Origin of the sequence: Achromobacter ruhlandii (genome assembly GCF_002082135.1) — a bacterium.
In the GTDB taxonomy this organism is placed as follows: Bacteria; Pseudomonadota; Gammaproteobacteria; order Burkholderiales; family Burkholderiaceae_B; genus Achromobacter; species Achromobacter ruhlandii.
In genome coordinates, this window is sequence record NZ_CP017433.1 from 4,641,945 (window position 1) to 4,655,158 (window position 13,214).

General features: G+C 70.2%; 8 protein-coding genes. 2 read left to right on the plus strand and 6 right to left on the minus strand.

The genetic code is table 11. The annotated features are described in order from the left end of the window. Positions 1-4 precede the first annotated feature (4 nt). The 3 genes from AruCF_RS21050 to AruCF_RS21055 all read right to left on the minus strand — a co-directional run bounded on the left by AruCF_RS21050 (position 5) and on the right by AruCF_RS21055 (position 3,592). On the minus strand, positions 5-2,248 hold the full coding sequence (locus AruCF_RS21050; protein WP_049075892.1) for a phosphocholine-specific phospholipase C: 2,244 nt from the start codon (positions 2,246-2,248) through the stop codon (positions 5-7). Between the two features lie 40 nt (positions 2,249-2,288). Next, the gene (locus tag AruCF_RS29580) at positions 2,289-2,447 is read right to left on the minus strand and encodes a hypothetical protein (RefSeq protein WP_167385887.1); all 159 of its coding nucleotides are present in this window, start codon (positions 2,445-2,447) and stop codon (positions 2,289-2,291) included. Positions 2,448-2,614: 167 nt separating this feature from the next. After that, the gene (locus AruCF_RS21055) at positions 2,615-3,592 is read right to left on the minus strand and encodes a GNAT family N-acetyltransferase (RefSeq protein WP_049075894.1); all 978 of its coding nucleotides are present in this window, start codon (positions 3,590-3,592) and stop codon (positions 2,615-2,617) included. 72 nt (positions 3,593-3,664) lie between these two features. On the opposite strand from AruCF_RS21055, the gene AruCF_RS21060 reads away from it, so the two are divergent. Beyond that, positions 3,665-4,477, plus strand: coding sequence for a metallophosphoesterase (locus tag AruCF_RS21060; protein ID WP_049075897.1), 813 nt, complete (start codon positions 3,665-3,667; stop codon positions 4,475-4,477). On the opposite strand, the gene AruCF_RS21065 is transcribed toward AruCF_RS21060, so the two are convergent. From AruCF_RS21065 to nirB, 3 genes are read right to left on the minus strand one after another with little or no spacing between them, the layout of a single operon-like run. Continuing rightward, entirely contained in the window at positions 4,474-5,763 is a 1,290-nt protein-coding gene (locus AruCF_RS21065) for a nitrate- and nitrite sensing domain-containing protein (RefSeq protein ID WP_049075899.1), read from the minus strand. The two genes, AruCF_RS21060 and AruCF_RS21065, sit on opposite strands and share 4 nt — an antisense overlap. Positions 5,764-5,774: 11 nt before the next feature. Further along, positions 5,775-6,179 carry a nitrite reductase small subunit NirD gene (gene nirD, locus AruCF_RS21070; RefSeq protein ID WP_144419163.1) on the minus strand — a complete coding sequence of 135 codons (405 nt, stop codon included), beginning with the start codon at positions 6,177-6,179 and terminating at the stop codon, positions 5,775-5,777. Continuing rightward, positions 6,179-8,731, minus strand: a complete 2,553-nt coding sequence (gene nirB, locus AruCF_RS21075) for a nitrite reductase large subunit NirB (protein ID WP_049075901.1) — start codon at positions 8,729-8,731, stop codon at positions 6,179-6,181. The genes nirD and nirB overlap by 1 nt, the downstream gene beginning before the upstream one ends. Positions 8,732-9,139: 408 nt before the next feature. Between nirB and AruCF_RS21080 the strand changes: the two genes are divergently transcribed. After that, positions 9,140-13,159: a bifunctional nitrate reductase/sulfite reductase flavoprotein subunit alpha gene (locus AruCF_RS21080; protein ID WP_049075903.1), complete on the plus strand. Its 4,020-nt coding sequence runs from the start codon at positions 9,140-9,142 to the stop codon at positions 13,157-13,159. The last annotated feature ends 55 nt before the right edge of the window (positions 13,160-13,214 follow it).

Genomic DNA, 13,214 nt, shown 5'->3' on the forward strand with positions numbered 1-13,214 from the left:
TCCGTCAGGCGTCGGCCACGCCCATGGCCGGATCGCTGACCGTGTGCGCGCCGGTCTCGACGCGGCCGGCGAAGCGGCGGAGGAACGTCGGGTCGCTGGAGCAAGTGACAGCGAAGTCGTACCACTGGCCGCTGGCCGCCAGGTTCCAATTGCGCGTGGCCTTGCCCCCGCCCGCGACCTCCAGCGCCAACGGCGCGTCCTGCCGGTAGGCTTGCGGCGTCACGGTGAAGGTGCAGGCGTTGGCGCCGGTGTTGAGGAACTCGGCGTAGACCTCGCCATTGGCAATGTCATAGCAGACCCGGATCTCGGGCAGCGAACCGCTGTCGGCGATGCGGTGGGTGTCGCCCTTGAAATGGCGGTGATAGCCGTTCGGGCCCAGCACCCACAGGTCGTACCTGCCCAGGTTGTCCAGCAGCGCGTTCCAGGTGTCGGACAGCGTCTTGCCGGCCTCGACCGCGTAGCGGCGCGGCAGCCGGTCCAGGTGATAGCGGTCATAGACGTGGAACACCGCGCCCTGCGTGCCCGTGTTGGCGAACACCAGTTCCACCGTGCCGGCCGCGGCGCAGCGCGCGCTGGTGTGCAGTTCGTAGGGCAGCGCGCGCGAGGGGCGCGTGCCGCTGGCCTGCAGCGGCAGCTGCATGTCGGTGGGCAGCGGCATCTGCGGCAGGGCTTCCTGCGCGCTGCGCAACTGGTCGGCGGCCGCGCGCGTGGCGCGCCCGGCCAGCGTCGGCAGCGCCTCGGCGTTGGGCGTCTTGAAGTTGAAGGCGCTGGTCAGGTCGCCGCAGACCGCGCGGCGGAAGGGGCTGATGTTGGGCTCGGCCACGCCGAAGCGCGCCTCCAGGAAACGCAGCACCGAGGTGTGGTCGAACACCTGCGAGTTGACCCAGCCGCCTCGGCTCCAGGGCGAGATCACGTACATCGGCACGCGCGGGCCGGGGCCGTAGACGCGGCCGTCCTTGGTCGCCGGCTGGGTCGTGCTGCCGGCGGGCGAGGCGTGCGTGAAGTACTCGAACGCCATGTCGGCATCGGCCAGCGTGGTCTTGCCGGCGGGGTTGCCGCCGGCATCGCGCGACGGCGCGGACGGCGACGGCACGTGGTCGAAGTAGCCATCGTTCTCGTCAAAATTCACCAGCAGCACCGTCTTGCTCCAGACCTCGGGCACGGCGGTCAGCGCATCCAGCACTTCCTGCAGGAACCAGGCGCCCTGCACGGGGCTGGACGGGCCCGGGTGTTCGCAATAGATGGACGGCGCGTTCATCCAGCTTACCTGTGGCAAGCGGCCTTCGCGGATGTCGCGCTTGAAGGTGTCCAGGTAGTTCTCGGGCGCGGCGCCCGGCAGCGTGTTGGCCACGCCCTTGTAGAGCGGGTTGGCGGCGTTGTCGGTGGCCGGATCGTAGGCCTTGTACGGCAGCGCCTGGCCGGTGTTGGCATAAGGCACGCCGGGCTCGCCGCCGCTGGACACCGGATAGCCGGAATTCACGTTGGCCTGGCGGAACGCGCGGAACGCGCCCAGCATGTTGTCACCCCATTCATCGGGCATGTTCTGGTACGAGATCCAGCTGACGCCGGCCCGTTCCAGCCGCTCGGCATAGGTCGTCCAGGTGTAGCCCTTGTTGACGTTGGCCGGCAGGCCGTCGATCCAGTCCCATTCGTTGTTGACGAAGGCGGTGTTGGTGGGCACGGCGCCGTTGGTGCCGGTCAGGTGGAACGAGCGGTTGGCGTCGGTGCCGGTGTGCATTGAACAATGGTAGGCGTCGCACAGGGTGAAGGCGTTGGCGAGCGCGAACTGGAACGGGATCTCGCTTTCCTTGAAGTAGCCCATGGAGATATCGTTCTTGTGCGTGGGCCATTGCGCCATGCGGCCGCCGTCCCAGGCCTTCTGGCTGTCGTCCCAGCTGTGCGGCGTGCCGGCGGCGCGCTGCGCGTTGTGGCTGCTGCCGTCGATATGGAACGGCGTCAGCACGGCGCCATTGGCGCGCTGCTGCTGCCAGACCTTGCGGCCGTTGGCCAGCGGAATGGGGAAGCGATCGCCGAAACCGCGCACGCCCTTGAGCGTGCCAAAGTAATGATCGAACGAGCGGTTCTCCTGCATCAGGATGATCACATGCTCGACATCCTTGATGGTGCCGGTGGCGTTGTTGGCGGGAATGGCGAGGGCGCGGCGGATGCTGGGCGGAAATGCGGCGAGCGCGGCGGCGGCAAAGCCCGCGCCGGCGGCGGTCTGGAGAAAGTTGCGGCGGGAGGTCATCGGGTGGACTCGGATTCGTGGAGGTCGGCGCAACCGCCGCTCATGGCGCGCAACGCAATTGCGGCGCGGGCTTGGGTTGTTCGGTGGTCGGCGGCGGGGCGGGATCATCCGGGGAATCGTCGTCGCCGCCACAGGCGACGAGCGTGGCGGCGGCGAACAGGACCGCGGCAAGGGTTCTTGCGAGACGCGTGGAGGGCATGGGGGAGGTTCTTTGGAAAGAGGAGGACCAACCTTGCCGCGAAGCATCGGCAAGACCCCAGCGAGTCTAGGAATGCGAAGTGACAGCGCCGTGAAAGCGGACGCGTCGAAGCGGGCCGCGGCGCGTGCGCGCGGCCTCAGTGTGTGTCCAGATGCGTCAGCGCGAGGTCAGCGCGCCGGGCGGCTGAAGCGCTGTTCGACCACCACGCCGCCCCATTGCGTGCCCTCGGCTTCCTGGGTCAGCACGAAGCCGGCCGACTCATACAGGTGGCGCGCGGCGTCCAGGCCCTTGAAGGTCCACAGATACGTTTCGTCAATGTCGAGCGCGTCGACGAAGGCCATGGCGCGCGCCAGCAGGGCCCGCCCCACGCCCATGCCGCGCAGCGATTCATCGACAATGAACCAGCGCAGATGCGCCGTGCGCGCCGCGAGGTCACTGTCGATGGCGATGGAGGCCAGCGTGCGGTTGCCGTCGGTGTAGCGCCACAGGTTCTTGCCGGGCGCGGGCAGGCTCTCCGCGAAGGCCGCCAGCCCCGTCGCCACCAGGCGCTCGAACACCACGCCGAAGCCGGCGGCCTGGGCGTAGTAGCGCGCGTGCAGGCCGGCCACGTCGCCGATACAGCCGGGCGCGTAGCCTTCCTGGATCTGCGACTCGATCGCGTCGCTGGCCTGCGCGGCGCGGGTGTTGGGGTTTTCGCGCGACAAGGCGTCGGCATACAAGGACAGGTAGCGCACCAGGATTTCCTGGTCGGGCGGGGCCAGCTGCCGCAGCGCGCGCGAGACCTGCTCGGTGGCGAACTGGTCGATGCGGTTGCGCAGGTCCAGGCCGGCGGGCGTGAGCGACAGGCGCGAGGCGCGCGCGTCGCCGCTGTCGCTCTCGCGCGCCACCAGGCCGGCGGCTTCGAGCTTGGCGACCTGGCGGCTGGTATTGGACTTGTCCAGCCGCAGCACCAGGGCCAGGTCGCGCGCCTGGATACCAGGCTGCAGGCCGATCTCGATGATCGCGTGCACGGCCGACGGCGCCAGGTCGCTGCCGGCCAGGGACGGCCGCATGAAACCCAGTTCGCGCACCAGCTTGCGCGAGAATTCCCGCAGGTCGCGGATGGTCTGTTCCCGGGAACGGGTGGGAAAATCGATAAGATCCATAATGACGCGTCCTGAAGTTGCGGGTCGCAACCAATTTACTTGCGAATCGCAACCAAAACAAGCCCCCGGCCCATGAAAATTCAATTGCTGTCCGATCTGCACCTGGAATCCGATCCCGGCTTCGTCGCCCACCCCATCCCGGGCGCGGACCTGCTGGTGCTGGCCGGCGACATCGGCTCGTACCAGCCGCGCTCCAGGCTGACGACGGACGACTTCGGCCTGGGCCGCTATTCACCGCGCCATGGCTGGCCGACGCCCGTGGTCTACGTGCCGGGCAATCATGAATACGACAACCTGGATTTCGACGAGACCCACGACCGGCTGCGCACGCTGTGCGAGGCGTTGGGGATCCATTGGCTCGAGCGCGAGACCCTGGTGCTCGACGGCGTGCGCCTGGTGGGCACCACGCTATGGACCGATTTCGACGCGCTGGCCGCGCCGGGTGACACCTTGACGCAGGTGCTGGCAAAGCGCGGCAAGGCGTTCCGGGCCGCCGATTTCTATCTGGAGAAGGCACAGATGCGGCGCCATGGCGCGCCGTTCATGGCCGAACAGATGCGCGAGCAGGGACTGCTCTGCCAGGCCTGGCTGGAACAGGCGCTGCGCACGCCGTTCGCCGGGCCGACCGTGGCCATCACGCACTTCGCGCCGAGCCTGGCCAGCGCCGATCCGCGCTATGGCGTCACGCCGGGCACCGCCGGCTTCTGCAACGCGCTGGACACCCTGCTGCCGCTGGCCGCCCTCTGGATGCACGGCCACCTGCACTGTCCGCTGGACTATGTGAAGGACGGTTGCCGCGTGGTCGCCAATCCGCTGGGCTACGCCAGGAAGGACGAACAGGAAGGCTTCCTGCCCGACGCCTTGTGGCAGGTGCCGGACGCCTAGCCGGCCGAGGCGTCATCGGGAAGGCCGGCGCCGTCCAGCTCGGCCAGCACCTGCCGGGCCACGTCGTCGAGCGAGCGCCGCCGGTCCATCGCAACGCGCTGCAACTGATCGTGCGCGGCCTGCTCGCTCAGGCCATGGCGGCTGACCAGCAGCCACTTGGCGCGCTCGACCCGGCGCCGCTCCTCCAGCGCGCCACGCGCCAGCGCCAACGCGTCGTCGGACTGCCGCAGGCGTTGCGCCTGATCACGCATCAGGTCGAGGATGGAGCGCTCCATGGCCTCGCCCACGCCATCCTGCGGCGGCACGTCGAGAATGCGGCCTTGCAGCTGGAACAGCATCGCCGGCGTGTCGTCGCCGGCGCGGTCGGCGAAACGGCTCAGCAGCAGCCGATGGTTGTCCAGCTCGGCGCGCGTCTCGACGATGCGGCGGTGGCATTGCAGGGTGAGGGCCTCGGCCAGCAGGCTCTCGACCGCGCGCATCGCGTCGATGCGTTCGGTGCACAGGCCGAACCACAGCTCGGCCAGGCCGGCGTCGACGCGTTCGGCTGCGGAAGTCCGCAGCGCCATGTCACGCATGCGCAGCGCCGGGCCTGCGCCCTGCTCCACCCGCTCCCAGACGGCCAGCGCGTCCGCGCCGGCGTATTGCGCGAAGGTGTCGAAGCAGCGCTTCTGCAGGTCCGCCAGTTCCAACAGGCGAGCCTTCTGCGCCTCGGTGAAGTAGCCGGCGGTGTAGCCCATGACGCCATAGGCGCGCTCCTGGCCGCACAGTTCCTTGCCCTGCATGAAATTCAGCAACGCCACCAGCAGCCGCGTGACGCCGGCGTCCAGCGACGAATCGGCGGCTTCGAACACCAGCGCGAACAGGCTGGCGATGAGCCGCGTGAAGACCGCGCCGGCCTCTTCGGCCGCCACGCGGCGGTCGCGGATGGCGCGGCGCGTGCGCGGCAGTTCGTCCAGCCGGTACAGTGCGTGCGCGATGCAGTTGAGCAGGCGCGCCTTGCCGGCGCTGCGGGTGGCGTCGGGTTCCAGCCGGTCGAGGAAGCGGCGCACTTCTTCCTCGACCGCGCTGGCGTCGGAACTGAGGCCCGCCAGCGTCTGGCGCAGCGCGTCCTGGCCGCCGCACAGGTACAGGTTGGACGAACCGCGCTCCTTCTGCAGCACGTGCACCAGCTTGCTGACCAGGGTGGCCAGCTCGCAGGTGCTGGCCAGCGCCTCCAGCCCGTGCAGCTCGCTGCGGCGGGCGGCCAGGAGGAAGCGCAGGGTCGAGGGCATGGCGTGCTGCGGCATGGCGGTCGCCCTCAAGCCATGGCGGGCGGTTGGACTTCCACCGCATCGCCATTGAAACGCACGGGCCAGGCCCGCAGCGATTGATCGGGATATTCGACACAGGCGCCGTCGCGCAGACGGAAGTGCTGCTTGTAGAGCGGCGAGGCCACCACCAGTTCGCCGGCCAGGTGGCCGATGATGCCGCGGCCGATGACGTTGGCGCCGGATTTCGGGTCGCGGTTGTCGAGGGCGTAGAGCGTTTCACCGGCAACGGCGGGCAGATAGAACAGGGCTACCTGGCGGCCGTCCACCAGCGCCACCACGCCGGAATCGGCGACCAGATCGCGGCGGGTGCAGGCGGGAAGCCACGACGCGGCGTCGGGCGTGGCGTCACGTGCGGTCTCCGGGCGCAGGGCAATCACGGCATTCGAGCGCATCAGGCAAGCTCCTCGGCGATGGGAATCACGCGCGCGGCCGGCGCGGGGCGCGGCTGGCCGCGCTCCTGCACGAAGCGGATGTCCGGGTCCGCCGCGGCGTTGTTGACGAAGGTGCGGAAACGCTTGAGCTTTTCCGGGTCGGACAGGGCATTGGCCCATTCGCATTCGTAGCGGTCCACCACCAACTGCATCTGCGCCTCCAGTTCGGCGCCCAGCCCCAGGCTGTCGTCGATGACCACGGCCTTCAGGTAATCCAGGCCGCCTTCCAGCGACTCGCGCCAGACCGAGGTGCGCTGCAGCTTGTCGGCGGTGCGGATGTAGAACATCAGCAGGCGGTCGATGTAGCGGATCAGCGTGGCGTCATCCAGGTCCTGGGCGAACAGTTCGGCGTGGCGCGGCCGCATGCCGCCGTTGCCGCACACGTACAGGTTCCAGCCGTTCTCGGTGGCGATGACGCCGATGTCCTTGCTTTGCGCCTCGGCGCATTCGCGGGTGCAGCCCGAAACCGCGAACTTGAGCTTGTGCGGCGCGCGCAGGCCCTTATAGCGGTCTTCGATGCGCAGCGCCATGGCGACGCTGTCCTGCACGCCGTAGCGGCACCAGGTGCTGCCGACGCAGGACTTCACGGTGCGGGTGGACTTGCCATAGGCGTGGCCGGTCTCGAAGCCGGCGGCGATCAGTTCGGCCCAGATGTCGGGCAGCTCGTGCAACTGCGCGCCGAACAGGTCGATGCGCTGGCCGCCGGTGATCTTGGTGTAGAGCTTGTATTTCTTGGCCACCGCGCCGATCGCGATCAGGCCGTCGGGCGTGACCTCGCCGCCCGGGATGCGCGGCACCACCGAATAGGTGCCGTTCTTCTGCATGTTGGCCATGAAGGTGTCGTTGGTGTCCTGCAGCGGCACCAGGTGAGGATCCTGGATCGGGCGATTCCAGCACGAGGCCAGGATCGACGCCACGGTGGGCTTGCACAGGTCGCAGCCGACGTGGCCGCGGCCATGGCGCGCCAGCAGTTCCTCGAACGATTCGATGCCCTGCACCCGCACGATCGCGTAGAGCTCCTGGCGGGTGTAGGCGAAGTGCTCGCACAGGCTCTTGTCCACGGCGACGCCGCGGCTCGCCAGTTCGTGTTCCACCACCTGCTTGAGCAGGGCCGCGCAGCCGCCGCAGCCGGTGGCGGCCTTGGTGCAGGCCTTGACGCCGGCGACGTCGGCGCAGCCGCCGTCCAGCGCGTCACAGATGGCGGCCTTGCTGACGTTGTGGCACGAACAGATGGTGGCGGTGGCCGGCAGCGCCGCCGCGCCCAGCATGGGCGCGGCCTGCCCGGCGGGCAGGATCAGGCTGGCCGGGTCGGCCGGCGGCGCGATGCCGTTCTGCGCGTATTGCAGCAGGGTGTCGTAGTAGCTGTTGTCGCCCACCAGCACCGCGCCCAATACGCGCTTGCCGTCGGCCGACACCACCAGGCGGCGGTACGACGCGCCGGCCTCGTCGATGTAGCGATAGCTGCGCGCGCCCGGCGTGGCGCCGTGGGCATCGCCGATCGAGCCGACGTCCACGCCCAGCAGCTTGAGCTTGGTCGACATGTCGGCGCCGGCGAACGGCGCGCTGTCGTCGTCACAGAGGTCGGCGGCGGCGACGCGCGCCATCTGGTAGCCGGGCGCCACCAGGCCGAAGATGGCGCCGTCGAACGCGGCGCATTCGCCGATGGCGTAGATCGACGCATCGCTGCTGCGGCAATGGCCGTCGACGGCAATGCCGCCGCGTTCGGCCACGGTCAGTCCCGCCTGGCGCGCCAGGCCGTCGCGCGGCCGGATGCCGGCCGAGAACACGATCAGGTCGGTTTCCAGCGGCGCGCCTTCGGCGAACCGCATGCGGTAGCGGTATTGCGTGCCTTCCTTGATTTCCTGCGTGGCGCGCGACAGGTGCACGCCCACGCCCAGCGCCTCGATGCGCGCCTTGAGCGCGGCGCCGCCGGCCTCGTCCAGCTGCACCGGCATCAGGCGCGGCGCGAACTCGACCACATGCGCTTCCAGCCCAAGCGACTTGAGCGCGTTGGCGGCCTCCAGGCCCAGCAGGCCGCCGCCGACCACCACGCCGCGCCGGGCGCCATCGGCCGCCGCGCGGATCTGGTCCAGGTCATCGAGCGTGCGGTACACCAGGCGCGAGGCCCCGTCGGCGCCAGCGATCGGCGGCACGAAGGGATAGGAGCCGGTGGCCAGCACCAGCTTGTCGTAGCCATGGCTGCCCTCGGCCGTCACCACCTGCCGCGCGTGGCGATCGATGCGCAGCACCGGCGTGCCCAGCCGCAGCGACAGGCCCGGCCGTTCATAGAACGCGGCGTCGCTCATGGCCATCGATTCGGCGTCGCGCCCGCCGATGTATTCGGACAGGTGCACGCGATCGTAGGCGCGCCGGGTCTCTTCGCCGAACACCAGGATGCGGTAGCGCGCCAGCGCGCCGCGCTCGATCAGTTGCTCGACGCAGTGATGGCCGACCATGCCGTTGCCGATGATGATCAGGGTCTGCATGGGGGTCGTGGAGGTCGCTGTGCTCATGGGGCTATCCAGGCTGGGCCGTTCGGGTTTCAAAAGACAAACGGCGCCCGGGACTGGTGGGTCCGGGCGCCGTTGCCTGCAATGCTCGCGTTGTCTGGCCGGACACGGGCCCGGTGTGGCAAACAAAGCAATAAGCATGCCATCGCGCTGGCCCCCGCGCGGTGGCGCGCCGGCGCGTCCACCGCGCACCCAAACGGTTCGGCGGCGCACCAACGCGGTGCGGCCGCGCACCACCGCGCGCGCCGCCAGTCCGCGTGCGGCGTGGTCCGCCGGCGGCGGCCGACTGGCATGGAACTTGCATCGACAACGTATCGACCCGGCCACACCGGGAACTCACCAGGGCAATGGCGCCCTGCCCGCCCGGCCACTGGCCGCGCAGGCAGGGCGCCTTCTTTTTTGGAGCCGAGCATGAACGGCAACGCGCGCACCGTGGACACCGTCTGCCCCTACTGTGGCGTGGGCTGCGGCATGACCCTGCACGTGGAGCGCGAGCAGGTGGTGAAGATCACCGGCAACCGCGAGCATCCCAGCAACTTCGGCCGCCTCTGCACCAAGGGTTCCTCGGCCCACCTCGCCCTGCGCCAGTCCGGCCGGCTGGAACACGCCTACGCGCGCGACCGGCGCGGCCAGGACCTGGCGCCAAGGCCGATGGCGGACGCCCTGCGCGAGACCGCCCGCCGGCTGCGTGCCGTCATCGATGCGCACGGGCCGGACGCGGTATCGCTGTACGTGTCCGGACAGATGTCGATCGAGGCCCAGTACCTGGCCAACAAGCTGGCCAAAGGCTTCATCGGCACCAACAACATCGAGTCGAATTCGCGCCTGTGCATGGCCAGCGCCGGCAGCGGCTACAAGCTGTCGCTGGGCGCCGACGCCCCGCCGGGCTCGTACCAGGACATCGACCGCGCCGACCTGTTCCTGGTGATCGGCGCCAACATGGCCGACTGCCATCCGATCCTGTACCTGCGCATGATGGACCGGGTCAAGGCCGGCGCCCGCCTGATCGTGGTCGATCCGCGCCGCACCACCACCGCCGAGAAGGCGCACCTGCACCTGGCGATCAAGCCGGGCACCGACCTGGCGCTGCTCAACGGCCTGCTGCATCTGCTGCATGAGGCCGGCAAGACCGACGCGGCCTTCATCGCCGCGCACACCGACGGCTGGGAGGCGATGCCGGACTTCCTGCGCGACTACGCGCCCGAGCGGGTCGAGGCGCTGACCGGCATCGCCGCCGCGCAACTGCGCCAGGCCGCCGACTGGATCGGCGCGGCGCCGGAATGGATGAGCTGCTGGACCATGGGGTTGAACCAGAGCACCCATGGCACCTGGAACACCAACGCGCTGTGCAATCTGCACCTGGCCACCGGCCGCATCTGCCGGCCGGGCAGCGGGCCGTTCTCGCTGACCGGCCAGCCCAATGCCATGGGCGGGCGCGAGATGGGCTACATGGGTCCCGGCCTGCCGGGCCAGCGCAGCGTGCTGTCGGCCGCCGACCGCGCCTTTGTCGAGGCGCGCTGGGGTGTGCCGGCCGGCACGCTGCATGCGCGGCTGGGGCAAGGCACCATCGACCTGTTCCAGCGCATGGCGGCGGGCGAGATCAAGGCCTGCTGGATCATCTGCACCAATCCGGTGGCCAGCGTCGCCAACCGCGCCAACGTGCTGGCCGGGCTGCGCGCCGCGGAACTGGTGATCGCGCAGGACGCCTACCTGGATACCGAGACCAATCGCCATGCCGACATCCTGCTGCCCGGCGCGCTGTGGGCCGAGGCCGACGGCGTGATGATCAATTCCGAGCGCACCCTGACGCTGATGCCGCGCGCCGTGCCGCCGCCCGGCGACGCCTTGCCCGACTGGCGCATCATCGCCGCCGTGGCCGGCGAGATGGGCTACGGCCACGCGTTCCAGTACGCCAGCGCGGCCGAGGTGTTCGATGAGATCGCCGGCTTTTCCAACCCCGCCACCGGCTACGACCTGCGCGGCGCCAGCCATGCGCGATTGCGCGAGACGCCGCTGCAATGGCCCTGTGCGCGCGCCGACGGTCCGGACCGCAATCCGATCCGCTATCTCAACGACGGCGTCAGCCAGCCGTGGCGCGAAGAGGTGAATGGCGCGCGGCCGCGCCTGGCGTTCGCCACCGCCAATGGCCGCGCGCAATTCCACGCGCGGCCGCATGTCGATCCGGCCGAGCTGCCCGACGCCGACTATCCCATGGTGCTCAACACCGGGCGCCTGCAGCACCAATGGCATACGCTGACCAAGACCGGCAAGGTGCCGATGCTGAACAAGCTCAATCCCGCGCCGTTCGTGGAGATCCATCCCGACGACGCGACTGCGCTCGGCATCGCCACCGGCGACAGCGTCGAGATCCGTTCGCGGCGCGGGCGCGCGGTGCTTCCCGCCGTCGTCACCGACCGTGTCCGGCCCGGCAACTGCTTCGCCCCCATGCACTGGAACGACCTGTATGGGGAGGCGCTGTGCATCAACGCCGTCACCAGCGACGCCATCGATCCATTGTCGCAGCAGCCTGAACTGAAGTTCTGCGCGGTGGCGCTGTGCCGCGTGTCAGCGCCTGCCGACAGGACGACGGCCGCCGAACCACCCGCCGTGTCGGCAGGCCGCGCCGCGCCGGCCGAGGCCATGGCCGCGCCGCTGGGGCTGGCCGCCGACACCGGCGAAGCCGCCATCCGCATCATCGGCCCGCGCCCGCGCGTGACGCTGCTGTGGGCCTCGCAGACCGGCAATGCCGAATCACTGGTGGAACGCAGCGCCACCGCGCTGGCCGCGGCCGGTTTCGCGCTGCGCACCGCCTGCATGACGGACTATGCGCTCGACGACCTGGCGCGCACCCCGTACCTGTTGCTGATCACCAGCACATTCGGCGACGGCGACGCGCCGGACAACGGCCAGGACCTGTGGCGCGCGCTGTCGGCCGCCGACGCGCCGCAACTGGCGTCGCTGCGCCACGCGGTGCTGGCCCTGGGCGACAGCAACTACGAGGCCTTTTGCGGCCATGGTCGCCGCCTCGATCAGAGGCTGGCGCAATTGGGCGCGCGGCCCTTGCTGGCGCGGGTCGATTGCGACACCGACTTTGAGGCGCCGGCCCAGGCCTGGCTGGAAAGCGCCATTGCCGCCATCCACGCCGCCGAGGCCGAACGGCAAGGACATCCAGCGGGCGGCCTGATGCCGGATGACATCGCCGGGGCGCTGGCGGCCGGTGCCTCGCCGGCGCGGGCGCCGCGCCTCGCGTCCGCCATTGTGCCGACCATCGCGCCGCCGACGCCTGCCGGCTCGCCGCCCGGCATGCGTCCCGCGCCGCCCTCCCGCAAGCGCCCGGCCCGCGCGCGCCTGGTCGGCAACCAGCGCCTGAACGCCCACGGCGACAAGGACACCCGCGCGCTGGCGCTGGATACGTCGGACTCGGGGCTGGCCTACCAGGCCGGCGACGCGCTGGGCGTGTGGCCGGTGAACTGTCCCGCGCTGGTGGAGGAGCTGCTGGCGCAGGCGGGCCTGTCCGGCGACGCCGTGGCCAGCGTGCCGGGCGTCGGTGACATGCCGCTGGCCCAAGCGCTATCCGCGCATTACGAAATCGCGCGTCCCGCCCCCGCCACGCTGGCGCTGATCGCCGAACACACCCGCGACCCGGGCCTGCGGCAATTGCTGGCCGAGGAGCGCCGGACCGACCTGCGCCAATGGTTGTGGGGCAAGCAGCTGGTCGACGTACTGCACGCGTTTCCGGCTGCGCTGCCGGCGCAGGCGTGGCTGGGCGCGCTCAAGCGCCTGCAGCCGCGCCTGTACTCCATCGCCTCCAGCCCCAAGGCGCATCCCGACGAGGTCCACCTGACGGTGTCCGCCGTGCGCTACGACAACGGCCGGCGCCAGCGCAAGGGCGTCTCGTCGACCTTCCTGGCCGACCGCGCGGGTGACGCCGACGTGCCGGTCTTCGTGCAGGAGGCCAGTCACTTCCGGCCGCCACGGCAGGGCGACACGCCGATGATCATGGTCGGCCCCGGCACCGGCGTGGCGCCGTTCCGCGCCTTCCTGCAGGAACGGCGGGCGCGCGGCGATGGCGGCCGCAACTGGCTGTTCTTCGGCGAGCGGCACGCGGCCAGCGATTTCTACTATCGCAACGAATTGCAGGCGCTGCGCGATGATGGCCTGCTGACACGGCTGGACCTGGCGTTCTCGCGCGACCAGGCGACCAAGGTCTACGTGCAGGACCGCATGCGCGAGCACGGCGCGCAGCTCTGGGCGTGGCTGCAGGAGGGCGCGCATTTCTATGTCTGCGGCGATGCCGAACGCATGGCCAAGGACGTGGACGCCATGCTCCGGCAGGTGGTGGCGGAACATGGCGGCCTGGACGCCGACGCGGCGGCAGCCTATGTGGCGCGGATGACGGCCGACAAGCGCTACCTGCGTGACGTGTATTGAGAGACAGGGGCCGGGCCGTCCGGTTGGGCGGCCCGGGCCGCGCCTGCGCGCAGGC

Bases quoted from the DNA above. Each gene is read 5' to 3' on its own strand.
- AruCF_RS21050 (WP_049075892.1), bottom strand. From the start codon at position 2,248: ATGACCTCCCGCCGCAACTTTCTCCAGACCGCCGCCGGCGCGGGCTTT.
- AruCF_RS29580 (WP_167385887.1), bottom strand. From the start codon at position 2,447: ATGCCCTCCACGCGTCTCGCAAGAACCCTTGCCGCGGTCCTGTTCGCC.
- AruCF_RS21055 (WP_049075894.1), bottom strand. From the start codon at position 3,592: ATGGATCTTATCGATTTTCCCACCCGTTCCCGGGAACAGACCATCCGC.
- AruCF_RS21060 (WP_049075897.1), top strand. From the start codon at position 3,665: ATGAAAATTCAATTGCTGTCCGATCTGCACCTGGAATCCGATCCCGGC.
- AruCF_RS21065 (WP_049075899.1), bottom strand. From the start codon at position 5,763: ATGCCGCAGCACGCCATGCCCTCGACCCTGCGCTTCCTCCTGGCCGCC.
- nirD (WP_144419163.1), bottom strand. From the start codon at position 6,179: ATGCGCTCGAATGCCGTGATTGCCCTGCGCCCGGAGACCGCACGTGAC.
- nirB (WP_049075901.1), bottom strand. From the start codon at position 8,731: ATGAGCACAGCGACCTCCACGACCCCCATGCAGACCCTGATCATCATC.
- AruCF_RS21080 (WP_049075903.1), top strand. From the start codon at position 9,140: ATGAACGGCAACGCGCGCACCGTGGACACCGTCTGCCCCTACTGTGGC.